Source organism: Caballeronia sp. LZ034LL (genome assembly GCF_031451215.1).
Lineage (GTDB): Bacteria > Pseudomonadota > Gammaproteobacteria > Burkholderiales > Burkholderiaceae > Caballeronia.
Genome location: NZ_JARUXR010000003.1, coordinates 410,973 through 434,003, shown reverse-complemented (window position 1 = coordinate 434,003; position 23,031 = coordinate 410,973). Strand labels below are relative to the sequence as shown.

The window sequence follows — 23,031 nt, the reverse complement described above, 5'->3', positions numbered from 1 at the left end:
CGGTGCGGCGCAAGTATGGGGATCAGGAAGTTTCGAGCTTGCCGACCAGCGACAGCGTGAAGGACGCGCCCATGTACTTGAAGTGCGGCCGCACCTTCATGTCCACCTTGTACCAGCCCGGTTCGCCTTCGACGTCGAGCACGCTGATCTCGGCCTGACGCAGCGGCCTGCGGCTGCGCACGCCCGGGCTCGGGTTGTCCATGTCGGCGACATACTGGCGGATCCAGTTGTTGAGTTCCTTCTCCAGATCGCCGCGTTCTTTCCACGTGCCGATGTTCTCGCGCTGCATCACCTTGATGTAGTGCGCCATGCGGCTCATCACGAACATGTACGGCAGCTGCGTGCTCAGCTTGTAGTTGAGCTCGGCTTCCTTGCCTTCCTTCGACTGGCCGAAGAACTTCGGCTTCTGCGCCGAATTGGCCGAGAAGAACGCAGCGTTGTCGCTGTCCTTGCGCATCGTGAGCGCCATGAAGCCCTGCTCGGCGAGTTCGAATTCGCGTCGCTCGGAGATCAGGATCTCGGTCGGGATCTTGTTCTGGATCTCGCCCATCGATTCGAACGAGTACACCGGCAGATCCTGCACGGTGCCGCCGCCTTGCGGGCCGATCACGTTCGCGCACCAGCGATAGTCGGCAAAGCTCTCCGTCAGACGCGTGGCGAAGGCGAACGCCGCGTTGCCCCACAGGAATTGGTCGTTGCCGCTCGACACGTCTTCCTTGTAGTTGAACTTCTTCGACGGCGCCGTTTCCGGGCCGTACGGCACGCGCAGCAGGAAATGCGGCGCGGTCAGGCCGACGTAGCGCGCGTCTTCGCTTTCACGGAAGGCGTTCCACTTGACGTACTTCGGGCCTTCGAAGATGGACGACAGATCTTTCAGGTTCGGCAGTTGATCGAACGAGTCGATGCCGAAGAACTCCGCGCCCGCGGCCGCGACGAACGGCGTGTGACCCATTGCCGCGACGCTCGCCGAGTACTGCAGGAGCTTGATGTCCGGCGCGCTCGCGTTGAACTCGTAGTTGGCGATGATTGCGCCGAACGGCTGGCCGCCGAACTGGCCGTATTCGGCCGTGTAGACGTTCTTGTAGAGGCCCGATTTGGTGATCTCGGGCGCATCCTGGAAGTCGTCGAGCAGCTTCTGCTTGCTGACGCTCATCAGCTGGATCTTGATGTTCTCGCGGAAATTCGTGCGGTCCACGAGGAACTTGAGCGAGCGCCACGACGATTCGAGCTTCTGGAAGTCATCGTGGTGCAGGATCGCATCCACCTGCGCGCACAGCTTCTGGTCGAGGCTTGCGATCATGTCGTCGACGGTCGCCGCCGTCACGCGCTCGACCGCGCGCTGCGGTTCGAGCAACTGCGCGACGAACGCCTGAATGCCCTGGCGGGTAATGGAATACGCTTCGTCGCCCGGCTTGATGCGGGCGCTCTCCACCAGTTGATCGAGCAGCGAGCCTTCGCTCGTCGCGGCCTGTCCCGGCGCGGCCGCGCCGGATTGCTGTTGTTCGTCACTCACGGGATTCTCTCCTTGCTTCGCGAAACGCCGGGCGGCGGCGCATGCACCGCCGCGTCGCGCCATATGCCGTTATTTGTCTTCTGCGCCGAGTTCTTTGAGCAGGCGGGCGCGCACGCCTTCGTCCTGAATCAGCTCCTGCAGGCGCTTGCGGAAATCCGGCAGATTGCCGATCGGGCTCTTCAGCGCCTTCAACGCGTCGCGCAGCTCGAGCATTTGCCGCAACTCGGGAATGCGTTCCGCGAGGGCGTCGGGCGTGAAATCGTTGATCGAGTCGAACTTGAGATCGAGCGAGAGCACGTCGTCGGGACCGGCCTTCTCGTCGAGCTTGTTCGGCACCGTCAGCTGCAGGCCGAGTTTCTGGCCCTTGAGCACTTCGTTGAAGTTGTCCTTGTCGACGTTGATCGGCTTCATGTCCTCGATCGGCACATCGTCCTGACGCAGCGTGAAGTCGCCCAGTACCAGCAGTTTGAGCGGCAGTTCAACCTCTGCCTGCGCATCCCCCGTAGCGGGGCGATACACGATATTGACGCGCTCCTTGGGCGCAACCGAACCATCATTTGCCATTTGCATCTCCAGATTCACGGCGCCGCGCTGGCAGTGCGGACATCGACGAAAAACGCGCCTCTGACGGCGCACGGACGGCACGACTGCCGCACGGGACGCGCTCAGGCCGGCAGCCGATGCCCGGACGCGTGACCTACTAGAAAACTGCGGATTGAGGGAGACGACGGAAGACAGACCGGATCGCGCCGGTCCGGTCGCGAGGCCTGCTTGCCTCGAGCGGAAGGACCGGCTGGTAAGGATGACGAGCAGTCTCCGTTTGCTCAAAGGCAAGGCTCAAAATGAGTGCGAGCCATTATAAGCAGACGTATCTCAAAAACCCAAAGCATTTTTATCAGGCGCTGAAGACTCAAGAAACGCGCGTTCAAGCCGTTTACTCGGTGCTTTTTACGTGCCAGTAAACCATGCGGCGCAAGCGCGTAGAGCGGCAGGGATGCGGCGGCGCGATTTGCTGCGCTGCCGCGTCGCGGGGCGTGTTCAAGCCTTCGGCGCGAGCCACGAGTCTTCGGCTTCGATGCCGTCCGGCTCGTAGGTCCAGGTGATCTTCTCGTAGGTGAACGCGAGATCTTCCATGTGGCCGATCTGCCGGTTGTTCGGGTCGAGGCAGTTCGGCGTCCACGATTGCATGTGCGTGAGGATCGCGTTCTCGAGCTTGGCCGCGTAGTACTTTTCTTCCGTGCCCTTCGGGGAGATGCGATAGAACTCGAGCGTCACGCTCTTCAGCTGCTCGCCGGAGGTGAGGGCCTGATAGAGCTTGGGGCTGGACTTGTCGATTTCCTTCGTGACGGTCATCGCGCCGTGCACGCGCTTGCCGGTGGGCAGGCCGGTTTGCGGGCTCTTCGGGATCTCGATGGTGTGATCGACCGCCTGCACGAGGATCTTGCCTTCGTGGCCTTGGACTTTGGTCGAGCCTTCGATCTTTCCTTGATTTTGACCTTCGAGGGTCAGGTAGCAGGGCATCGGCATGATTCACCTCTTCATTGTGTTTGGGTTGAGGCGCCGTTCTTCGTGTCCGGCGCATGAATGAAGTGTCGTCGCGTGCCGTTGCAGCCGTGTTGCGGCGCTGCCGCATCATGTTTCATTCGTAACGCGCGTGGCACGGTAGCCGCGCGATATGCCGTAAAAGCGTCCGGTCGTCCACTTTCAGCGAGCGTGCGCGCGCCGCCGGCGGCTTTTTTAAGCGCGTTGTGCGTTGGGTGAGCGCGCATTACACTGGCGACCATTAATAAGACAACTCGCAAGCGCCATGAGATTTCCGACCTCCATGCGTTCGCGTCCACCTGGCATTCATTCACAGTGACTCACGACGTACGCGCGGCGTCGGCCACGCCGCTCGGCTCGTCCGGTTCCGGCGTGCGCCATTTCACGGCCGGCTGGCGGCGCGCGCTCGCGCTGGGCGCGCTGTATGGCGTGCTGTCCACGCCGCTCGATACGCTCGGCACCGGTTCGTCGCTGTCCGCGGTCGTGTGGCCGGCGCCGGCCGTCGCAGTCGCGTATCTGTGGCGAAGGCCGCTGACCGAATGGCCAGCGGCGCTGGTGACGATTTTCGTCGCGATGCTCATCGTCGGCCGCTTCGACGAATTTCCGTTATGGGTCGATGCGTCGTTCGCGCTTGCGAACGCTTTGGGCGTGGGCATGGGCGTCGGCCTGGCATGGCGTTTCGTGAGCCGGCGCGCCCGGCTCGATACGACCGCGCGCTTCACGCGCTTCCTGCTGTTTCTGCCCCTCGGCACCGTATTTGCAATGGCGCTGACCGGCAGTCTGCTCGCGCACGCGACGAGCGGCGCGAACCTCCTCGAAGTCTGGCGCACCATCATGGGCAGCAACGGTCTGGCGATGCTGGTCCTCGTGCCGGGCCTGCTGGCGTGGACCGCGCCGGCCGCGCCCGATGCCCCTGCGGTGCGCGCGTGGGTCGTCGTCGTGCCGGCCGTGTGCGGCGCGGTGCTGATGATCGAGGCGTTCCGCATTCGCCTCCCCGACGAGACCGAACATGTGCTGCTGATCGTGCTGCTGGTCTGGGCGGCCGTGGCCGGCTCCATTCGCGCCGCGACGCTGGCGGCGTTCGTGCTGGCCGCAACCGGCATCGTACTGACGGTGACCGGCAACGGCTCCTATCACCAGAGCGGCATCGCCGGCGTGCGGCAGTTGCAGATCGATCTGGCGGTGCTCTGCACGCTGGTGTTCTACGTCGCGGTGGCGCTGCTCGAGCGGCGTGGCTACGAGGCGCGGTTGCTGCGTGCGCAGAAGCTCGAATCGCTCGGACTGCTGGTGAGCGGCATTGCGCATGACTTCAACAACGTGCTCGGCGCGGTGCGCGGCCACGCGGAATATGCCGATGAGTTGCTGCCCGCCGACGCGCCGGCGCATCGTCCGCTGCAGCACGTGCTGGGTGCAGTGAAAAGCGGTCACGCGATGATCGAACAGATGCTGCTGGCAGTGGGACGCGGCCAGCCGCGCCAGAGCGGCAGCGTGGCGATGCGCGCCGTGATCGACGAGGCCGTGGCGCTGGCTGCATCGGACCATCATGACCGCGTGACGATCGATGTCCAATACGATGCGGCGCTCGGCACGGAAGGCATCGATGAATGGCGAGTCGCGGGCGACCACGCGCAACTCGTGCGAGTGCTGTTGAACCTGCTGCGCAATGCGGCGCAAGCGGCCCGTAGCTGGGTTGTGCTGCGCGTCGCGGCGGGCATTCCGCGCGACGAGCTCGTCGATGTCGGGCGCGTGCCCGAGCACGATGCTCTGCTGCTTGAAGTGCACGACGACGGTCCGGGCATTCCGCCGGACGTGCTGCCGCGTATCTTCGATCCCTTCTTCTCGACGAAACACAAGCAGAGCGGCCACGGTTTGGGGCTTTCGATCGCGGCGGGCATCGTCGCGGATCACGAGGGCGGGATTGTCGCGGGCAACGGGCCGCTCGGCGGCGCCGTATTCCGCGTGCTGTTGCCGGCGCGGCAGCAGCACGGCGCGCAGGCGGACCTGCCGGACGCGGTGGAAGCGCACGAAGCCGTGAACGCGTCAGACAACGAACTGGAACACGCTGCGAGCTTCGCGCCCTTCGGTCAGGGCGAGGCCGTGCTGCTCGTCGAGGACGATCGCGCGTTGCGGGAGATGCTGGAGGAATGGCTCGCGGAAGCCGGCTTCGAGCCGTCGAGCCATGCTGCGCCGGCCGCGGCGCTCGCCGCGCTGCAGGCCGATCCGCATGGCTTCGCCTTTCTCGTCAGCGACATCGAGATGGACGATCTGCGCGGCGACGAACTCATTGTCGCCGCGCGCGCCCGGCGCCCTGAATTGCCCGCGCTGTTGATCAGCGGCGCGCGTCAAGGGGCGCACATCGCCGCTGGCGTGCACGTGCCGTTCCTTGCCAAGCCCTTCGGCCGCGCCGCGTTTGCGCGCGCGGTCCAGGCGCTCTATCCCTCACACGCTTCCTCACACGCTTCCATGCGCTGACTGTCATGCCGAGTTCTCCCCGCATTCTCATCGTTGACGACGACCATTCGCTGCGCGTGCTGCTGGTCGAATATCTGTCCGGTCACGGGATGACGACCGAAGGCGCGGCAACCGCGGCCGAAGCGCGTGAACTGCTGGCCGCCGATACCTTCGACCTCGTGCTGCTCGACCTGGGGCTGCCCGACGGCGATGGACTCGAACTCGCGCGGGAGTGGCGCGGCAGCGCGACGGGCGGCGCCATGCCGATCATCTGCGTGACCGGACGCACCGAGGAAGCCGATCGCGTCATGGGCCTGGAACTCGGAGCCGACGACTACGTGACCAAGCCGTATTCGCCGCGCGAAGTGCTGGCGCGGGTGCGCGCGGTGCTGCGCCGCACCGGCGCCGCCGTGGCGCAGGGCGCGCCGATCACGCGCGGAAAGCTGCCGCGTGCCTATCGCTTCGGCGGCTGGACGTTGAATCTGAACACGCGCCGCCTGAAGTCGAAGGACGATGACACGGTGGCGTTGACGAATGCCGAATTCAATCTGCTGGTCGTGCTGCTCGGCGCCCCGAACCGGGTGGTGACGCGCGAGCACATGATCGAGCGCACGCGCGCTTTCGACGACGTCTTCGATCGCGCCATCGACGTCCAGATCCTGCGCCTGCGACGCAAGATCGAGGAAGACGCGCGCACTCCCAAGCTGCTGTGCACCGAGCGCGGCGCGGGCTACTACCTGAACACGGAGATCGAGGAGGTATGGTGAGCCGGCTGTCCCTCTCCGCATCGATCGCATGACCATGACTGCTCCTTTCGACACGCTCGGCGTCACGCCGATCTCGCCTGACAACCCCGCGGGCGACGACGTTCGCGACGATCCCGATTTCGACCGCCTGCAAACCGAGATCGACAAGCTCAACAGCCCGAGCGCGGCCGCCTCCACCGACTGGGACGTGGTGCAGCGCGCCGCGACCGTGCTGCTGTCCGAGCGGGGCAAGGATCTGCTCGTCGCGTGCTATCTGACCGGCGCGCTGATGCGCCGCTCGGGCCTCGACGGACTCGCGAACGGCTTGACCGTCATCGACGACTTGCTGACCCATTTCTGGGAGACGCTGCATCCGGGGCTCTCGCGGCTGCGCGCGCGGCGCAATGCGCTGTCGTGGATTGTCGAGCGGGCGGTGCAGTTCGTCGCGGACAAGGTGGATCGCGACCAGCCGCAGGAACGTGCGCTGATCGACACGCTGCAACAGCATCTGGACAGCATCGATGTGCGCCTCGCCGACAAGGATCCCGATGCGCCGAGCGTGCGGCCCTTGCTCAATCAGATCCGTACCTTGCCCGTGAACGAAGCAGTGCCGGAAGCTGTCGCTGAAGCCGTTGCGGAAGCGCCTCGGGCCGCAGTGACGGAGCACTCGCAGGCACCCGCCTCGCAGACGCCGCCGCCGTCGCCGAAGCCTTCGGCGCCGCTCGCGATCGCGCCGTTGTCGACCTCGACGATCGTCTCGGATGCCGACGCCGACCGTGCGTTCGAGCAGATCGCGGAGCGGCTTGCATCGCTTGCCGGCTACCGGCGAGGCAACCGTTCCGCCGATGCGCAGGCATATCGGCTCAACCGCATGGCGGCGTGGGGCGGCATCGAGTCCGCGCCGCCCGCCGAACGCGGCCAGACGCGCATCCCGGGTCCCATCGCGGAGCTGGCGCTCGCGCTGGACCGGCTGCAATCCGGCGACGCGCCGGAAGATACGCTCGCGTTCGCCGAAGCGAACCTGCTTGCCTTTCCGTTCTGGATGGACCTGAATCGTGCGAGCGCCCAGGCGCTGGCACGAGCGGGCGAGCCGTTCGCGAACGCGCTCGCCGAAGTCAACGCCGCGACGCTGCAACTGCTGCGCCGCGCGCCCGAACTGCCCAACCTGACGTTCGCCGACGGCAAGCCCTTCGCCGATGGCGCCACGCTCGAATGGCTGACGAGTCTGCAGCGCAATGCCGCTGCGAGTTCAGGCGGAGGCGCCGCACCGGATGCATTGGCGGTCGCGGTCGGCACGGCGCGCTCGCTGGCGGCGGCCGGGGATCTGGAAGCGGCGGCGATCGCCTTGCAGGGCGCAACGCTCGGAGGGAATCCTGAGCAGCGTCTGCGCGCGACCATCCACCTGGGCGAGCTGATGCTCGCGCACCGGCCGAACGCGCCGTTGCGGCCGTTCGCGCAGATGATCGTCGCGGAAGTGGATCGGCACGAACTCGACCGCTGGACGCCCCAGCTCGCGCTCGAAGCGTTGAGCGCGGCGCATGCGCTCTACCGGCAAAATGATGCCCACGCCGAAGCGCTTGCGCTGGTCGGCCGCATCGGGCGTATCGATGCGGCCGCGGCGGTCAAGCTGACGCTCGGCACGATATAAGCCGGGCGACGGCGCGGCTTCAAGAGCCCGACGCGCCCGTCGGCACTGTCACCGTATTCGGCAGAGTCGGCAGCGGCGGCACGTCGGGCGCGCCTGTCGGCTGGGACTGGACCGGTGCGTAGGCCGGCGCGGCGGCCGTGACGAGCGGGCCGCGCGGCTCCAGCAGGCTGTCGAAACGCTGCTGCAGCGTCTGCGTGCTCGCGGGCAGTGCATTCTGATTCCAGCACACGCCGATGCGCTGCGGCAGCGACACGCGCAGCGGCCTCGGCTCCGCGCCGCCATTAGTATTCGCGAGCTTGATCAGAAGCAGTTGCTGCGTCTGGGCGGCGAGCGTGTCGATCGCTTGCTGGCGCGTCTGCGTCTGCTGCCGGCGCTCGTCCATCAGTTGCGCGAGTTGCGTGGCGCCGTCGATGATCGCATCCTCACCACGAAACTCGTAACGCACCGTGATCTGTTCGATACCGCGTTGCGCAAGCGCGCTCGCCGACGACGGGAAGTCCTGCGGCGTGAACAGGCGGTGTCCGTCGCGGAAATCGCGCAGGAAGCTGACCACGCCTGCATCGCCGCGATAGCGTTTCGAGAGCGTGAGGCCATCGAAGCGAATCAGCAGCGTGACCTCGCCGCATTGTCCGAGCGTCCAGTTGAAGGTGTCGCTGACCGGAAAGTTGAAGTTGGTGAGCGTGTGCGCGCCGCTCGCGCATTGCACCGTCAGCACGGTCGCGAACGGGCGCACGCGGGCGGACGGATTCACGTCGATCGGCTGCGCGGTGATGCTCAACGGATACGCGACGGCCTCGGCCGTAGCGATCTTCTGCTTGATGTCCGCGAGCGCCGTTTCCGCGTTGGTCTGCTGCTGCTTCGCCTGCTCCTGGGCGGCCTGCGCCTGCGCGGCGTCGGATTCGGCGCGCGCCTTGGCCCGCTGCGTCTCCATCAACTGCGCAACGCGCTTGCCGACCGCCGAATTGAGCGTCGGCAGGAAGGCCGTCGTGAACGGCACGCTGTAATCCGCCGTCTGCACCTCGGAAATCGTGTTGGCGCCGTGCGTGAGGAAAGGCTTCGCGGGACCGTCGACAAAATTCCATACCGAGCCTTGCGGCCCGTACAACTGATCGACGACTTGCGACATGCTCGTCGCGGATTGCAGCGGCCAGTACACCTTGCTGTCCCAGTCCGATTGCAGCGCGCACGAAGCCTCTTCCTCGGTGTACGCGAGCACGAAATGCAGCGGCCCGCCGATCAGATGCCAGATGGCCTGATCGGCGGCGCCGTTCGAATCCACATCGTCGCGCAGGCGCAGCAACGCGCGGGCCGCATCGTGCACGGGCGAAGTCTTGACCGCCGGATCGACGCCGAAGCCATGGAACGCCGCCGCCACGGTGTAGGCCTTCGCTTCGCCATCGGTGACGGTCGCGGCGATCTGGTTGACGTTCTGGAAGTAATCGCGCATCGCGGCCGCTGCACGCGTATTGATGCGCAACGACGTCGCGCCCGCTGACGGGTCGTTGGAGAGCGTCTCGCGCAGCGCCTGGCCGCCGAATGAATTGATGCTCTGCACGATGCCGCCGGCCTTGCCCGCGATCAGCGCACCGGTCGCGTCACGCCGCAGACGCCCCATGTGCCGCGCGGTCTGCAGCCAGTCGGGAAGTTGCGCGTCGGACAGGGTCTCGAATTCCTCGTTGAGCCGGTCGAGTGCGCGCAAATACGGGCTCGTACTCTGCGTGATCGTCGGCAGACGGCTGCGCCAGGCATCGCGGCCGGATAGCATCTGCTCGCCCTGGGGCACGCTCTGCACGAAGTTCTGCCAGGTCTCGAAGCGCTGGTTCTGATAGGTGCGCTCGAACAGCGCCTGCTGCTGGGCCAGATGGGCGTCGTCGTCGACGGCGTCCTTGACTTCCTTCAGATAGCCGTCGATATCCGCGCGGCCCGCGCGCGTGTAGGCGGCCGCCACCTTGATCGCACCCAGGCGCGCGGCCTCGGCGAGCTCGGCGCCGGTTCGCTCGGCTTCGACTGCTTTGGGATCGTCCGTGGCGCGCGTCGTGCGGTTCCGTTGCGCCTGCGCGGCGACCCGTCCGCCCGCGACCGTGGGCGGTGCGCTGTCGCTCGCATTGGCGAGGCGCAGCGCCTGTGCGCGCGCGGCGTTGGCGTCGAGCCAGAAATCCGCGAGCGTGACGTCGCGCAGCTGGTTATCGATGGGCGCGAGCTGGGTGAGCCAATGCATCTGGTCGATGTACAGCGCCTGGTTCAAGGTGGCCTGCTGATGCGCGAGGCGCGAGACGATTTCCTGCGAGTTCGTCTCGGACCACGCAATGTACGAAATGCGCAAGCCGTTGACCTGGTCGAACAGCCGCGGCGACCACGGCGCCATGTCGCTGTAGACCGGCTGCGGCATCGACGCGAGTTGCGGACGGTCGGCGCCGGCGAGTTTCGCTTTCAGCAGGTTGGTGGTGCGGACTTCGTTCAGCGTGCTGAGCGGGAGGGTTTGATCGGTATCGTTGACGAGATCGCGGCGAAGATCGACATCCACGTCGCGTTCGACCGCTGGGCGGATGTAGCTCAGGTAGTTCCGCACATATTGCTTGTGCAGCCGGTCCTGTAATTCGTCGATCTTGCTCGAGATCATCCAGCGCGAACGCCAGTTGTGACTGCGGCGATCGATCTCGAGCAGCGCGTCGTTGGCGCGCGACAGGGTGGCGGCGTCATCGACGAGCAATCCCGAGTAATGCTGCTGGAACGGGTAGTTGTGCTCGATCAGCGCGAGCGTGTTCACATTACGGAAGAACGACATCGTGATCAATACGCCGATCGCAATGGCGCAGAGCAGCCAGGCGAACAGGCCGAGATTCTGCGTCGCCGCGAGCCAGCGGTTCACCAGCGCCGCGGGCTTGGCGACGTTGCGGTCCTGCGGCAGGATCCGGCCGAACAGGTCGTGCAGGAAGACGCCGGTGGTGGTCGGCTCGTGGGGCGGTGTCGGGTGCAGCGTGTCGGGCAGGACGGCGGAACGCGCGCCACCCGCTTGCAGGCCGCTCGAAAAGAACACGCCGCGCAGGAACGGCGATTCGAGGTACGGACTTTCTCCAAGGCACGCCTCGACGAACAGCTCGGCGCCCGCGCGCAGGCGGTCGAGTTCGTTCGGAAACAGCAGCAGTTCCACCGCGGACTGCGGATGCCGGGCCACCAATGCGATGCGCATGGCGCGCAGGCGCGCGACGATGGCGTCGAAGGCGTTGGTGAGGAACGATTCGGTCGACTGCGCTTCATCGCCGGCAGGCGCGAGATGGCCCATGGCCTGGCTGAGCGCGGTCTCCGGCAGCAGCGTGCTCCAGCGTTCGAAGCCGTAGAGCTGATCGCATTTGGTGACCAGCACGTACACCGGAAAACGCCGTCCGAACAGGCGGATCAATTGTTCGATACGGGCGCGGATCACGCGCGCTTCCTGATCGATTTCCTCGCGGTCCGGCGTCACCAGCCGGTCGGCGGATACCGCCAGCACGAGCCCGTTGATGCCCTCGCGGCCGCGATAGCGCGACAGCAGGTCCAGCACGAGATTCCATTCGCGGCGATCGTCTTCTTCGTTCTCCGCGCCGACATAGCGGCCCGCGCAGTCGAGGACGATCGAGCGGTCGAAATACCACCAGTCGCAGTTCTCGGTTTGCGGTACCGGCGCGCCGTTCTGCGTCTGATCCTGCAGCGATGTCGAGAGCCGCGTGCGCGCCAGTGCCGTGGTCTTGCCCGCGCCCGGCCGGCCGATCACCAGGTACCACGGCAGCACGTAGAGCGGGTTGCCGAGCCGTTTGAGGCTCGAACTGCGCAGCAGACCCGCGGCTTCGCGAAATTTGCTCCGCAGCGCGCCCGTGCGCGAGCCGCGCTGCGCGGCTTCCTTTTCGGCGCGCCGCTGCCGCGCGATGATGCTGCGCGAGCGATACGCGAGCAGCATGCGGCGCAGCACGATCAGCATCATAAAAGCGCCGAGCACGCCGAAGAAGATGGCGGCGGCGGCCCATAGCGGCCATTCGAGGTAGAGCGTCAGGCCCCAGCTCACGAGTCCAAGCACGACGAGCGCGAGCAGCCAGAGCAGAACGGTGCGCAGAGCTTTCATTGAATCAGCGGGAGAAGGGCGTTCACCATCTGCACGATGATCGCGTGATAGGTACCGTAAAGGACGACGAGAATCAGCAGCGGCAGGCCGAACGCGATCAAGGTCTGCCGGCGCAGACGTCCGCGCACGCGCCGCGCTGCCGGTTCGATGCCGGTCTGCGCCGCGCGCGCCGAATCCTCGGTGACGTACGCTTGCGGGAACAGCACGGTGCCGGTGGCGGCCGGCACGCCGCCCGCGTCGAGCACCTGTTGCAAGGTCCGGCGGCGGCGTTCGTCGAGCTGACGCGTGTCGCGTTCCTGCGCGTAGCGGCCTCTGAAGCCGAGCGCCAGACACAGCGCGTAGACCTCACGCACGGCGGTCTGGTCGTCGCGCAGATCGTCGAGGCGCGTGTAGAACGCGACGCCGGCGGTCGTCGTATTGAAATGGCGGCGTTGCAGCAGTTGCCGCTGCCAGTGCGGCGCGCCCGCCCAGTCCGACGAGATGAGCACCTCGTCCGCCCAGGCCAGTACGGCGAACAGCGCGCTGTCGAAATCCGATGGCACCACATGCAGCGCGTGCGCCTCGTGGCGGGCCGTGTCGATCTCCTCGTCAAGCGCTTCGGCGAGCGCCCGGGCGCGGGCCGCGCCTTCCGACGGCGTGCCGGGCGCGACACCCGGCGCCGACGGCGACGGCGAGGACGGCAGCGGAGCGGGAACCGGGGGCGCGTCGATTTCGGTGACACTCGACTCGCCGAGCCGCTGCGGGGCGAACGGCGAACCGCCGCCCGGGGCAGGACGCGCAACCACGGGCAGGGGGCGCGGAGCCGCCGGCAGGGCGCCAGCGGCGGCTCCGGTCGTGATGGCGGCATCGGCCGGCAGCGTTGCAGCGGGCAGCGGCCGGGGGCGCAAGAACGTCGGCGCGGCGGACGCGTCGAGCGTCTGGCGCACCAGTGCGATGACAGGGAGGAGGGTGTCGGTCAGAGCCACGTCATCTCCGCAGAATCACGACTTCCGCGCGCAGATCGGCGGGCGCATCGAGCCAGTGCAGCGCGATGTCGCCCTCGCGTTCGACGAGTTCCCATTGCTCGCTCACCTGCTCGATGCGGAAATAGAACGAATGCGCCCGGCGCGGAAGACCCTGCGGCGCGTGCGGCATGTGGATCAGTTCGAGCCCGGGCAGCGCATGGCGCACGAGCGTCGGGATGTCGCCCAGCGCGGCCAGACGCGCGCCGTTGACGATGCCGTCGGCGACCCATTGCGGGTCTTCCTGGGTCCGCACGACGAGATAGAAACGGTTGCGGTTGCCGAACATGCTGCGCGGCACCTGGCCCTGGTACACGCCGTCGCGCGGTTCGAGCACGACGAGATATTCCGGTCCGACGGTGATCTCGTTGAGCAGATGTCCGATCGTCACGCGCGCGCGACTGAAGCAGGTGTCCAGATCGAGATGATCGTAAGGCGGCAGGCCCGCGCCGCCGCCGTCCATCTCGCCCAGCATGTTGAAACGCTCGGAGAACGAACTCAGCTCGCCGACGAGTTGCCGCAATACGCCATAAGCCATCCAGGGATGCACCTGCTCGCTCTCGATCAGGTGGAACAGGCTCGGGGAGAAACGATTGAGCGAGCGCAATGCGAGCAGGAACAGCATGTAAGAGGCATCAAACTCGGCCTTCTGCATTTCGCGCGGGCTCTTGTACTCCTGCAACTGGCGAGCACGGCCAGACAGTTCGTCGCGGATTTCGCGCAGCATCGCGCGCAGCGCGTCGGAGCCGGCCAGCGCGTAGCTCGGCGGGATGAAGCGGTCGGCGAGCACCACGGTGTCGCCGTCGCGCACGAGCCGCGCGACCGGGATCAGCTCGTATTGATCGAGGTGATCCAGTTCCGATTCGAAGAACACCTTCAGCACGTAGCGCAGCGTCTGGAGCGGCGCGCCGGGGCCTTGCGAGTAAAGATCGGGCGTCTCGGGCACCGACATCACGGTGGCGAAGCGCGTCGTCGCGTCGGCGGCCTCGGCAAGCGTGCCGACTTCGGTGACGTTGCGGTCCTGCTCGCTCGCGCGGCGCACGCCGAGATACACGGTCAGTGGACGGTCGCCCTGCACCCAGCTTGCATCGAACGTGCGAGGCGCGATCACCGCGTTCTCGGGATACTGGACATAGTGATGATCGCGGAACAGCAGCCGGGCGTGACGCACGTCGATCGTGCGGTTGGCGACCGCGCTTTTCGACAGCTCCAGCGCACCGACGCCCCAGAAATGCGGCACGCCGGCTTCGAACAGCGGCGTCTGCGTGAACCGGTTGTGCTGATCGGCGAGCTGGAAATGCTGCGGTTGCAGAAACATCCCCTGATGCCAATAGACCGCTTGCTTGTCTTCCACGTCGGGGCCCTTCAGTTAGGCAGTTTGAGGGTGGCGGTATCGGGCGCGCCGCTGGAACCCGGCGCGATCAGCGGCACTTCCTTGCCGCCGCCGTCGAGCGGTACGATCTGCTGCTTCGCCTGCGCGCGCTTCTGGGCGGCGACGAGCTGCGGCGGCTCGGGATTCAGGCGCACGGCGGTGCTGATAGCGTCGCGTCCAAGCGACAGATGCAGCGCAAGGGTCTGCGGCTGCGCGCTGTAGTCGTGGCCGACGAACGACTGATTCGAAATGGCGAGCGGAATCTCGAACAGACGGGCGCTCGAGGCCGGGTCCATCGTGTAGTAGCCGGCGATCAGGCCGACCATCCGGGTCTTCGCGGCGCGGTCGATCGACAGGATCGTATGGCCGCCCGGCTGTACCACGTAGCGCGTGAGTTGCAGGATGGCGGGATTCGGTCCCGACTCGCCGAGCGTGCCCGCGAGCGTCGCGGCGCTTGCCGCGAGCTTCTTGAACGAATCGGCGTCCGCGGTCTGCACCACGCCGAGCAGCAGGGTATGCGGCTCGTTGTTGTATTCGTTGAGGAGATCGTCGGCGTCGAGCTGAACGAGGATCGCATCGGAGGCGGCGTTCCAGTCCACCGCGGCGACAGCCTGCTTCGCGCTCGTGCCGCTGAACATCGAGCAACCGGCCAGCAGCGCCAGGCAGGCGGCGGCTGCCCAGGCACCCAGGCCGCATCGTGAGAAAGAAGCGACGCGCATGACGCGCTCTGCTACCCTTGCGGCAATCCTGTCCGGCACCGCCCGAGCCGGGTGCTTGCCCGTCGTGCCAGTGGCTCTACTCATGGTCCTCATTCTTTCTCGTCGTCGTTGTGTGACCGCCCGGCGTGTGCCGTCCGCCGCCCGCGTTCTCAGCGCATGGGCGCTCGCCCTTAGCTTTGCCGGACCATGCATGGCAGCAGATGCCAATAACGGCATGAGTCCCGCTCAACCTGAGTCCGGTTCGCCCGTGACCGTGCCGGTCGTCGCCGTGAGCACTCTGACGACGACCGCGCTGGCCACGCAAAACGAATGTCGCCCAACGCTCACTACCGTGCGCCAATACGAAGTGGCCCAGGCCAACGCGCGCCCATGGTTCGTGCGCAATCTCGAGGGACTGACGGGCGCGCCACTCGGCGCGGCCGGCGCGGCATGGCTCGCCGCCCATTACCTGACGCAACGCATCTGGATCCTGCCCGCTGCACTGGCAGGCGGCGCGGTCGGCTGGGTCGTGGGACCGTTGGGCATCGTGCTGGGCGCGGGCGGCGGCGTGCTCGGGCACGCGCTGACCCACAAATGGCCGGTCACCGCCGCGGGTGGCGTGGCGGGCGTTGCGATCGGCATGGCGCTCTGGCATGTTCTGATTCCCCCGCCCAAGCCGGCCACGCCGGATTCGCCTGTCGACGTGCCGCTTGAGCACTTCGTGACGAACGATCAATGCGGCGATGTCCAGCACACCCGCTTTCGCGGCGGCGATCTATACAAGATTGATTTCGTGCTCGACGGCCGTGCGATGTCCGTGGATCTGCCCTATGACCCAGGCAATTCGCTTTCCGTCTATCCCGATGGCCAGCCTGTGACCCAAAGTCTGTCCATTCCGTGAAACGGATGCCAAGTCGCGCGTCAAGCCGTTTGGCGGATCGTCAAGAGGAATTGTCTTAAAAAAGCGATTGGAGTGTAACACGCACTTTCTCCGAAAAAACGCCCAAAACACAGGCTGAGACAGGGGGTTGCAAAGTCGGCGGAGGGGCTTGACGAGCAGGATTGCAGATGTAACCGGGCGCAGAGTGAATTGAAACGAGACCGCAATCGGCACGGCGCAGAATTTCCTTGTGAGTTTCATCGCGAAGCAAGGAAAACATCATGATGACAATGCGGGGTTCAGCGGCGGGCGTGGGCTGGGTGCTGATGGTGGCTGTGGGGTGCGCGCTTGCCGCGAGCGGGATCTCCGAGAACGCGGCGCTTCTCTCGCTGAGCGTCGTATCCGCCGACGGCGAGGTACTTCAAGCCGTCGATGCAATGCAGTCGGCGAGGGGGACGGGGCGCGACGCGGTACGCTCGTTTCGCATAGCCGGATGATCAGAGCGCGTGAGCATGCGCCGAGTCGGCGAGTGCCGGTCAGCTCGGCTTGACCCTCGTGGTCAAGGCGCACTTGCTGCGGCGTCTGGCGTGAGCCGCGCGCAGCGGAGCAGTAGTCAAACGGCAGGTATGTACCCACTGTCGACGGCCTAAACCCGAAAGAGAGTGAAGCGCACGCCAGTTCCATCCTTCCGCCACACTACCGGCGTCAACAGGTCACCCACATCCTGACCTCTCACCATCTGATGCCCGAACAGCCGAACGCCATCTCGGCCTTCTTTGCGAAGATCGATTCCAGACTCGACAGAAGCAGCCGCTGCGCAGAAGAAAAACCGTCACACCGCGACGTGAGCTGCAATGTTAGCTGTTGGCGAATTTTCTGCTGCTGGGAAGCACATTGTGAACTACGGGTAAACACCGGTTCGATGTTTAGCTTTTTGTAAGATATCTTTTGTATGACAGAACAGAAATGAACCTGAGAGAGAAGCACCAACATCAACGAATGGCAAGGTGCTGATACGACAGAGCCCACAGGGCCATCCGAGGAACAGCCCGCTGCATCGAGGTATTGATCAGCGGGTTCTTTTTACAGGCGTGAAGATGCCAGGCTTAGCCGAACAGGAACAAATCACCCTCATCGAACGGCAAATCGCGGAGTGCTGGCGGTTGTCCGATCAATGTCATGAGCGCTTGCTCGCCGCGCGCGATGACGGCATGCAACTCGAGCGAACCCAGCAAGAGTTTCAACTCCTGCACGCACGGCGAGTCGAACTCGAACAGAGGCGTTCGCAGCTTCTCGATCAATGGGGCGCCCGGCGAGCGACGCATGACTTCAGGTAAAGCGGCCACGACGCAGACACGGCGTTTCGCTAGCTTTGCCTTCCGGAAGATCAGATCTCCGACCACTCGCGCAAGAGATTGTGATAGTGATTGGACAGCGACAAGGTTTCCTCACTCTCCCCATGCCGGCTGCGCAGCGTCTGGATGGTCTGATCCAGTTCGAACAGCATCGTGCGCTTCTGGTCGTTGCGGACCATGCTTTGAATCCACAGAAACGAGCACACGCGCGCGCCTCGCGTAACCGGCGATACGCCATGCAGGCTCGATGACGGATACAGCACGAGATCGCCCGCCGGCAGACGGACTTCATGCTCGCCATAGGTATCGCGTACGGTCAGGTCGCCGCCTTCGTACTCGTCGGGTTCCGATAGAAAGAGTGTCGCCGAGAGATCCGTGCGCATCCAGCCGGGATCCGCTGGCGTCGCGCGCACGGCGCCATCGACGTGAAAGCCATAGTGTTCACGCCCGGCGCCCTCATAGCGGTTGAACAATGGCGGCGACACGCGCAACGGCAGCGCCGCCGAAAAGAACAAGCCATTGCGCTTCAACGCGTCTTCGACGATGCGCCGCAGTTGCGGCATGTCGGCCGCGTCTTCGGGCAATTGCCGGTTCTGCTTGACCTGTGCCCCTTGCGAGCCGACGGTCGCGCGGCCGTCGACCCACTGCGCGACATCGAGCCGTGCGCGCAGATGCTGCACTTCGCCTGCGTTCAGGACCTCGGGGATATGCAGCATCATGATGCGTTGCTCCGTTCGATGTTTCATCTCCCGCCGCGCGCCTGCATGCGCGACGAGAGGGTGCCGCCTCAGAAGCTCAGATTGGCCGTGACCACCGCCGTGCGCGGCGCGCCCGGGAAGTAACGATAGCCGCTCTTGTTGATGGACGCCACATAACTGCGGTTGAAGATGTTGTACACGTTCAGTTGCAGGTTCAGATGCTTGGTGACGTTGTAGGTGGCCAGCGCGTCGAAGACCCAGTACGCATCGGTGTGATCGGGCGTGCCGACCGCGCCGTCCGTGCCGCGCTGCAAACCGCTCACGTAGCGCGCGCCGCCGCCGAGCGTGAAGCCGTACGGCAGCTTGTAGGTGGTCCACAGCGAAAGCGCATTGCGCGGCGTGTAGGTCAGCAGCGTGGAGCCGTCCTGCGAGATGGCGCTACCGGCCGCGACCTTCGCATCCTGATACGTATAGCCGGCAATCACCGACCATGCCGGCGTGATCTGGCCTTGCGCGCTCAACTCAACACCCTGCACGCGCTTCTTGCCAATCTGTCCATACGTGCCGTCATCGAGCAGCTGCACTTCGTTGGTGATGTCGGTGCGGAACAGCGCAGCGGTCGCCAGCAAGCGGCGCCCGAACAGCTCCCACTTCGTGCCCAGTTCGTAGGTCTTGGCCTTCTGCGGCGCGAAATCGATCCGGTTCGCGCTGTTGCCCGTTCCTCCCGCGGCGAGCGCGAAGTTCGAACCGCCCGGCGGCTGTTGCGACACGCCATAGTTGAAGTAGACGTTGCCGTTGTTCGTGATCCGGTACAAGGCGCCCGCTTTCCAGTCGATCAGGTTGCCGTTCGTCGAGGTATCAATGGTCGTGACCGGCGTGCCCGCAGCCGCGCCCCCCGGACAAGCCACCACCGTGCGTCCCGTGCCGCCGCAGGCAGTCGCGCTGTTGTAGTCGGTGTTGTAGTGATCCCAGCGCAGCCCGCCGTTCAGCTCGATGCGGCTGCCGATCGAGATCGTATCGAACGCGTAGGCCGCGACGGTGTTGGTCGTGCCGGTAGCATTCGCGCCGTTGCGGCTGTAGTTGGTCGCGAACACATTGCTGTTCGGATAGTAGATGCTGACTGCCGGCTCGGTCGGCGTGGTGTGCCCGTAGAGGGTCTGTTCTTCACGCGTGAGTTCGAAACCCGCGCTGACATCGTGCTTGACCGGACCCGTATTGAACGTGCTGGTGACGTTCGTCTGGTTCGTCAGGATGCGGTTGTTGCTGTCGCGCAGATTCGGCGTGCGCGTCATGGTCCAGGTGGCGGGATTGGCCGGATTCGGCAAGCTCAGGTTCGTCGCCGCCGCCATGAACGAGGTCAGCATGTAATCCTGCTTCGTCTCGGCCCAGCGCGTGATGTTGCGGATGGTCGTCGCGTTGTTCAGCTTGTGCTCGATGCGCACCGTCGCCATATCAGTGGTCGAATCGTCGTGATCGGATGCCGTGCCGTAGAAGTTGTGCGTGTTCACCTTCGGCGCGGTGTTGAGCACGCCGAGCGCCGCGCTCGGGGCGGTATAACCCGGCAAGCCGATGGTCGACACCCCGCCGTCAGGAATGTTGTCCTGCTTGACGTGCAGGTAATCGATATAGACGGTAGTCGGCGTGTTCAGGCCGAAAGCCAGCGAGGGCGCAATGCCCCAGCGCTGGTTCTCCACTTCGTCGCGGCCCGCGACGTCCGCCTTGTGGCCCATCAGGTTCAGGCGGAACGCGGATGTGTCGTTGAGCTTCTGGTTCCAGTCGAGCGTGCCGCGCGCGTAGTTCGACGTGCCGCCGGACAGGCTGGCGTCGAAAGTGTTGTCGAGGTTTGGCTGTTTCGTGACCAGGTTGATCGAGCCGCTCGGCGCGCTGCGGCCATAGTCGGAGCCGGACGGGCCCTTGATGACCTCGACCTGGTCGTAGTTGAACATGTCGCGATAGACCGTGCTGGTGTCGCGGATGCCGTCGATATAGATGCTGTTGGACGTATCCACGCCGCGCATGTAGATGGAGTCGCCCGTGCTGGTGCTGCCGTTTTCGCCCGCGTAGAAGGTGCCCACGCCCGGCACGTTGCGCAGCGCTTCCGTGAGCGTGGTTGCCTGTTGATCGCGCATCACGTCCTTGTTGATGATCGTGATGGTCTGCGTCGTGTCTTCGATCGGCTGCGTGAACTTGGGCGACGCCAACGTTTCGCTCTTGTAGTCGCTGTTCGATTGCGCCGTCACGCGCACGGCGGGCAGGGTCGCGTTTTGGCTCGTTGTTGCCTGGGACTGGGCAAGGGTCGTCTGGGTTTGCGTGTCCGCAGTCTGAGCCGCGACGGGCAGCGCGCAACCGAGCGCGATTCCGCTTGCGATCGTCGCGCGTGCCGCTGCGCCGCTCAGGGTCGTACCAGTGGGAACCGCGCGGCAGGGCGCGAGTTTGCGACTACGAATGTAGGCCATCTTCAGCTCGAAAGATTAGTCATCCTGCGGGAGCAGGACAATGGACCGGATAAGCCCCGGCATGGCGTGGCTGGCTGAAGCGGCCGGGCGCGATCAGTCGATGCGTTCCCTCGCGCGATGGCTGGCGATCGGATTTGAACGGCGAATCGGCGTCAGAAGAACTGACTGCGCGACCGGACGCGTGCGGATGATGCGAGACGGGTCCGGATGTGATTCGGGTTCCGGTGGCCGGTCAACGGACACCAGTCGGACGACGATGGAAGGCTTTCACCGCGCCCACGAAACTTGCAGAAACATGCTGTAAGAAAGCGTGACAAATGTAAGTCGTTCTCATTTGCAAGTCAATAGCTCCTTAAAAGAAAAGTTCCAAGAATTTCTGTCGGGTTCGCAGTTGGTGCTGAGCCGCGCTGCTTTCGAAAAATTTCGTAATCATTTGGTCTGGTTCTTACAAATGAGAACGATTATCATCTCTCGCGCAAGCAAGATGACACCCGGCAGAACGCCGCTTCGAAAGCCCATCATGAACGCCCAACCTCTGCAAACCGCTGCACGCGCCGATGCCTCGCAACGCCGGGCGTTCTGGCTGCGTCACCTTCATCGCTGGCACTGGATCAGTTCCGCAGTGTGTCTGATCGGCATGATGGGTTTCGCGATCACGGGCTTCACGCTGAATCACGCGAGCAGTATCGAAGGACATCCGCGCGTGACGCGCAGTTCGGCGCGATTGCCGACGGCTCTTTTGCATGCCGTGAGCCACGACACCGGGCAAAAGCCGCGTGCGGTGCCGGCCGAGATGGCCGACTTCATCGAGCGTCGGTTCAACGTCGATATCGCCGGCCATGAAGCCGAATGGTCTGACGGCGAGATCTACATCGCATTGCCTCGGCCCGGCGGCGATGCCTGGCTGAGCGTGGACCGCGCGACCGGCGACGTGCAATACGAACTGACGACGCGCGGCTGGCTGTCGTACCTGAACGACCTTCACAAAGGCCGTAACACGGGCGGCGCGTGGAATCTGTTCATCGACATGTTCGCGTTCGCCTGCCTCGTTTTCAGCGTCACCGGATTGTTCCTCCTCAAGCTGCATGCGCGCAATCGCGGCGCAACCTGGCCGCTGGTCGGGCTGGGCGTGGTCGTGCCGCTGCTGCTTGTCATCGTTTTCATCCACTAACCCATCAGTCAGAAAAAAGGTTCGACATGCGTCGATTGCTCGCCGTCTCCCTCGTGGGCGCGGCCACCACGCCGCTCGCCGGCGCCGCTCATGCGGTTGAAATGAATGTCACGGTCACTATTCCTTCACTCGGCGTGGCCGAGTATCACCGGCCGTATGTATCGATGTGGATCGAGAAAGCCGACCAGACGCCTGTCGCGACGCTCGCGGTCTGGTACGACGGCAAGAAGAAGGGCGGCGAAGGCACGAAGTGGCTGAAGGACATGCGTCAGTGGTGGCGCAAGGCGGGCCGCGACCTGAACATGCCCGCTGACGGCATCTCCGGCGCAACACGCGCGCCCGGCGAACAGGTCATCAGTTTCAGCGACGGCCGCGCGCCGCTCGGCAAGCTGGCGCCGGGAGACTATCAACTGGTCGTGGAAGCGGCACGCGAGACCGGCGGACACGAAGTCGTGCGCGTGCCGTTCACGTGGCCTCCGGCAGCGGCATCGACGAGCGCGCAGGCGCGGGGCGAGCATGAACTCGGCCCCGTCACGCTGGTGGTCAAACCTTAATTGCATCTCTGTAGACAAGGTCAACTCATGAACTTTGCTTTGAAGAAACTCACGCTCACGGCGGCGCTGGCGTCAGCGCTGCTCGCGCCGCTCGCCGTGCAGGCGCATCGCATGTGGCTGCTGCCGTCCGCGACAGTCTTGTCCGGCAACGATCCGTGGATCACGGTCGATGCTGCCGTCTCGAACGACCTTTTCTACTTCGAACATTTTCCGTTGCGACTGGATGGTCTCGTCGTCACCGGTCCCGATGGCAACGCCGTGAAGGTGGAGAACGCAAGCACGTTGCGCTATCGCAGCGTATTCGACGTGCACTTGACGCAGGAAGGCACCTATCGGATCGCGGTCGCGGGGCATGCGCTGTTCGCAAGCTACAAGGTGAACGGCGAAACGAAGCGCTGGCGCGGCACGGCGGAATCGTTCGCGAAGGACGTGCCCGCGAATGCAGACGAACTCAAGGTGACGGAAAGCGAGACGCGCGTCGAATCGTTCGTCACGCGCGGCAAGCCGACCACTGTCGCGCTGCAGAACACGGGGCATGGACTTGAACTGGCGCCGGACACGCACCCCGACGACCTGCTGGCGCAGACGCCTGCTCGTTTCCGGCTTCTGCTCGACGGCCGGCCGGCGGCGAACGTGAAGGTGTCGGTGGTGCCGGGCGGGATTCGCTATCGCGATCAGTTGGGCGGCATCGAAACCGCGACGGACGCGGACGGACGCTTCACCGTCAAGTGGCCCGCACCGGGCATGTACTGGCTGGAGGCGAGCACGCAGGACGCGCAGACGAGCGTGAAACTCGCCACGTCGCGCCGCGCGACCTATGCGGCGACGCTTGAAGTGATGCCGCAATGAG

General features: G+C 65.0%; 18 protein-coding genes. 8 read left to right on the top strand and 10 right to left on the bottom strand.

Annotated features, from left to right (window positions below; translation table 11 throughout):
- Positions 1 to 22: 22 nt before the first annotated feature.
- From tssC to QCE83_RS23060, 3 genes are all read right to left on the bottom strand, one after another.
- The gene (tssC, locus tag QCE83_RS23070) at positions 23 to 1,513 is read right to left on the bottom strand and encodes a type VI secretion system contractile sheath large subunit (RefSeq protein WP_404985387.1); all 1,491 of its coding nucleotides are present in this window, start codon (positions 1,511 to 1,513) and stop codon (positions 23 to 25) included.
- A 69-nt stretch (positions 1,514 to 1,582) separates the two neighbouring features.
- Positions 1,583 to 2,077, bottom strand: coding sequence for a type VI secretion system contractile sheath small subunit (gene tssB, locus QCE83_RS23065; RefSeq protein ID WP_309816664.1), 495 nt, complete (start codon positions 2,075 to 2,077; stop codon positions 1,583 to 1,585).
- Positions 2,078 to 2,551: 474 nt separating this feature from the next.
- The gene (locus QCE83_RS23060) at positions 2,552 to 3,040 is read right to left on the bottom strand and encodes an Hcp family type VI secretion system effector (RefSeq protein WP_309816661.1); all 489 of its coding nucleotides are present in this window, start codon (positions 3,038 to 3,040) and stop codon (positions 2,552 to 2,554) included.
- A 330-nt stretch (positions 3,041 to 3,370) separates the two neighbouring features.
- Between QCE83_RS23060 and QCE83_RS23055 the strand changes: the two genes are divergently transcribed.
- From QCE83_RS23055 to tssA, 3 genes are read left to right on the top strand one after another with little or no spacing between them, the layout of a single operon-like run.
- Entirely contained in the window at positions 3,371 to 5,527 is a 2,157-nt protein-coding gene (locus QCE83_RS23055; RefSeq protein ID WP_309816659.1) for an ATP-binding protein, read from the top strand.
- Positions 5,524 to 6,273: a response regulator gene (locus QCE83_RS23050; protein ID WP_404985693.1), complete on the top strand. Its 750-nt coding sequence runs from the start codon at positions 5,524 to 5,526 to the stop codon at positions 6,271 to 6,273. Before QCE83_RS23055 ends, QCE83_RS23050 begins: the two co-directional genes overlap by 4 nt.
- Positions 6,274 to 6,307: 34 nt before the next feature.
- A complete protein-coding gene (tssA, locus tag QCE83_RS23045; RefSeq protein WP_309816653.1) occupies positions 6,308 to 7,900 on the top strand; it encodes a type VI secretion system protein TssA in 1,593 nt (530 codons plus the stop codon).
- A 19-nt stretch (positions 7,901 to 7,919) separates the two neighbouring features.
- Here tssA and QCE83_RS23040 read toward each other — a convergent pair whose 3' ends face one another.
- The 4 genes from QCE83_RS23040 to QCE83_RS23025 are packed head-to-tail and all read right to left on the bottom strand — an operon-like array spanning position 7,920 to position 15,088.
- Positions 7,920 to 11,996 (bottom strand): type VI secretion protein IcmF/TssM N-terminal domain-containing protein, encoded by a 4,077-nt coding sequence (locus QCE83_RS23040; protein WP_309816650.1) that lies wholly within the window; start codon positions 11,994 to 11,996, stop codon positions 7,920 to 7,922.
- Positions 11,993 to 12,961, bottom strand: coding sequence for a DotU family type IV/VI secretion system protein (locus tag QCE83_RS23035; RefSeq protein WP_309816648.1), 969 nt, complete (start codon positions 12,959 to 12,961; stop codon positions 11,993 to 11,995). Before QCE83_RS23035 ends, QCE83_RS23040 begins: the two co-directional genes overlap by 4 nt.
- Before the next feature lies 1 nt (position 12,962).
- On the bottom strand, positions 12,963 to 14,351 hold the full coding sequence (gene tssK / locus QCE83_RS23030; protein WP_309816646.1) for a type VI secretion system baseplate subunit TssK: 1,389 nt from the start codon (positions 14,349 to 14,351) through the stop codon (positions 12,963 to 12,965).
- Between the two features lie 11 nt (positions 14,352 to 14,362).
- Positions 14,363 to 15,088 carry a type VI secretion lipoprotein TssJ gene (locus QCE83_RS23025; RefSeq protein ID WP_309816643.1) on the bottom strand — a complete coding sequence of 242 codons (726 nt, stop codon included), beginning with the start codon at positions 15,086 to 15,088 and terminating at the stop codon, positions 14,363 to 14,365.
- A gap of 190 nt (positions 15,089 to 15,278) precedes the next feature.
- Between QCE83_RS23025 and QCE83_RS23020 the strand changes: the two genes are divergently transcribed.
- Together QCE83_RS23020 and QCE83_RS23015 are read left to right on the top strand one after the other, a co-directional pair.
- Positions 15,279 to 15,968, top strand: a complete 690-nt coding sequence (locus QCE83_RS23020) for a hypothetical protein (RefSeq protein WP_309816640.1) — start codon at positions 15,279 to 15,281, stop codon at positions 15,966 to 15,968.
- Between the two features lie 260 nt (positions 15,969 to 16,228).
- Positions 16,229 to 16,444, top strand: a complete 216-nt coding sequence (locus QCE83_RS23015) for a hypothetical protein (RefSeq protein WP_309816637.1) — start codon at positions 16,229 to 16,231, stop codon at positions 16,442 to 16,444.
- A 609-nt stretch (positions 16,445 to 17,053) separates the two neighbouring features.
- On the opposite strand, the gene QCE83_RS23010 is transcribed toward QCE83_RS23015, so the two are convergent.
- The 3 genes from QCE83_RS23010 to QCE83_RS23000 form a co-directional block, all read right to left on the bottom strand.
- Entirely contained in the window at positions 17,054 to 17,248 is a 195-nt protein-coding gene (locus QCE83_RS23010) for a hypothetical protein (protein WP_309816634.1), read from the bottom strand.
- Between the two features lie 86 nt (positions 17,249 to 17,334).
- On the bottom strand, positions 17,335 to 18,021 hold the full coding sequence (locus tag QCE83_RS23005) for a Fe2+-dependent dioxygenase (protein ID WP_309816631.1): 687 nt from the start codon (positions 18,019 to 18,021) through the stop codon (positions 17,335 to 17,337).
- Positions 18,022 to 18,089: 68 nt separating this feature from the next.
- On the bottom strand, positions 18,090 to 20,456 hold the full coding sequence (locus tag QCE83_RS23000) for a catecholate siderophore receptor Fiu (RefSeq protein ID WP_309816628.1): 2,367 nt from the start codon (positions 20,454 to 20,456) through the stop codon (positions 18,090 to 18,092).
- Between the two features lie 520 nt (positions 20,457 to 20,976).
- Here QCE83_RS23000 and QCE83_RS22995 point away from each other — a divergent pair.
- Genes QCE83_RS22995 through QCE83_RS22985 form a run of 3 tightly spaced genes read left to right on the top strand, consistent with a single transcriptional unit; the run spans position 20,977 to position 23,030 of the window.
- On the top strand, positions 20,977 to 21,627 hold the full coding sequence (locus tag QCE83_RS22995) for a PepSY-associated TM helix domain-containing protein (protein ID WP_309818709.1): 651 nt from the start codon (positions 20,977 to 20,979) through the stop codon (positions 21,625 to 21,627).
- 26 nt (positions 21,628 to 21,653) lie between these two features.
- Complete coding sequence (locus QCE83_RS22990; RefSeq protein WP_309816619.1) at positions 21,654 to 22,181, top strand: DUF2271 domain-containing protein; 528 nt, start codon at positions 21,654 to 21,656, stop codon at positions 22,179 to 22,181.
- A gap of 27 nt (positions 22,182 to 22,208) precedes the next feature.
- Positions 22,209 to 23,030 (top strand): DUF4198 domain-containing protein, encoded by an 822-nt coding sequence (locus QCE83_RS22985; RefSeq protein WP_309816616.1) that lies wholly within the window; start codon positions 22,209 to 22,211, stop codon positions 23,028 to 23,030.
- Position 23,031: the final 1 nt, after the last annotated feature.

Excerpts from the sequence above, each read along its gene's own strand:
- QCE83_RS23015 (WP_309816637.1), top strand. The coding sequence starts at position 16,229 with ATGATGACAATGCGGGGTTCAGCGGCGGGCGTGGGCTGGGTGCTGATG.
- QCE83_RS22985 (WP_309816616.1), top strand. The coding sequence starts at position 22,209 with ATGAACTTTGCTTTGAAGAAACTCACGCTCACGGCGGCGCTGGCGTCA.
- QCE83_RS23025 (WP_309816643.1), bottom strand. The coding sequence starts at position 15,088 with ATGCGCGTCGCTTCTTTCTCACGATGCGGCCTGGGTGCCTGGGCAGCC.
- QCE83_RS23005 (WP_309816631.1), bottom strand. The coding sequence starts at position 18,021 with ATGATGCTGCATATCCCCGAGGTCCTGAACGCAGGCGAAGTGCAGCAT.
- tssB (WP_309816664.1), bottom strand. The coding sequence starts at position 2,077 with ATGGCAAATGATGGTTCGGTTGCGCCCAAGGAGCGCGTCAATATCGTG.
- QCE83_RS23020 (WP_309816640.1), top strand. The coding sequence starts at position 15,279 with ATGGCAGCAGATGCCAATAACGGCATGAGTCCCGCTCAACCTGAGTCC.
- QCE83_RS23000 (WP_309816628.1), bottom strand. The coding sequence starts at position 20,456 with ATGGCCTACATTCGTAGTCGCAAACTCGCGCCCTGCCGCGCGGTTCCC.
- QCE83_RS23060 (WP_309816661.1), bottom strand. The coding sequence starts at position 3,040 with ATGCCGATGCCCTGCTACCTGACCCTCGAAGGTCAAAATCAAGGAAAG.
- QCE83_RS22990 (WP_309816619.1), top strand. The coding sequence starts at position 21,654 with ATGCGTCGATTGCTCGCCGTCTCCCTCGTGGGCGCGGCCACCACGCCG.
- tssA (WP_309816653.1), top strand. The coding sequence starts at position 6,308 with ATGACTGCTCCTTTCGACACGCTCGGCGTCACGCCGATCTCGCCTGAC.
- QCE83_RS23040 (WP_309816650.1), bottom strand. The coding sequence starts at position 11,996 with ATGAAAGCTCTGCGCACCGTTCTGCTCTGGCTGCTCGCGCTCGTCGTG.
- QCE83_RS22995 (WP_309818709.1), top strand. The coding sequence starts at position 20,977 with ATGAACGCCCAACCTCTGCAAACCGCTGCACGCGCCGATGCCTCGCAA.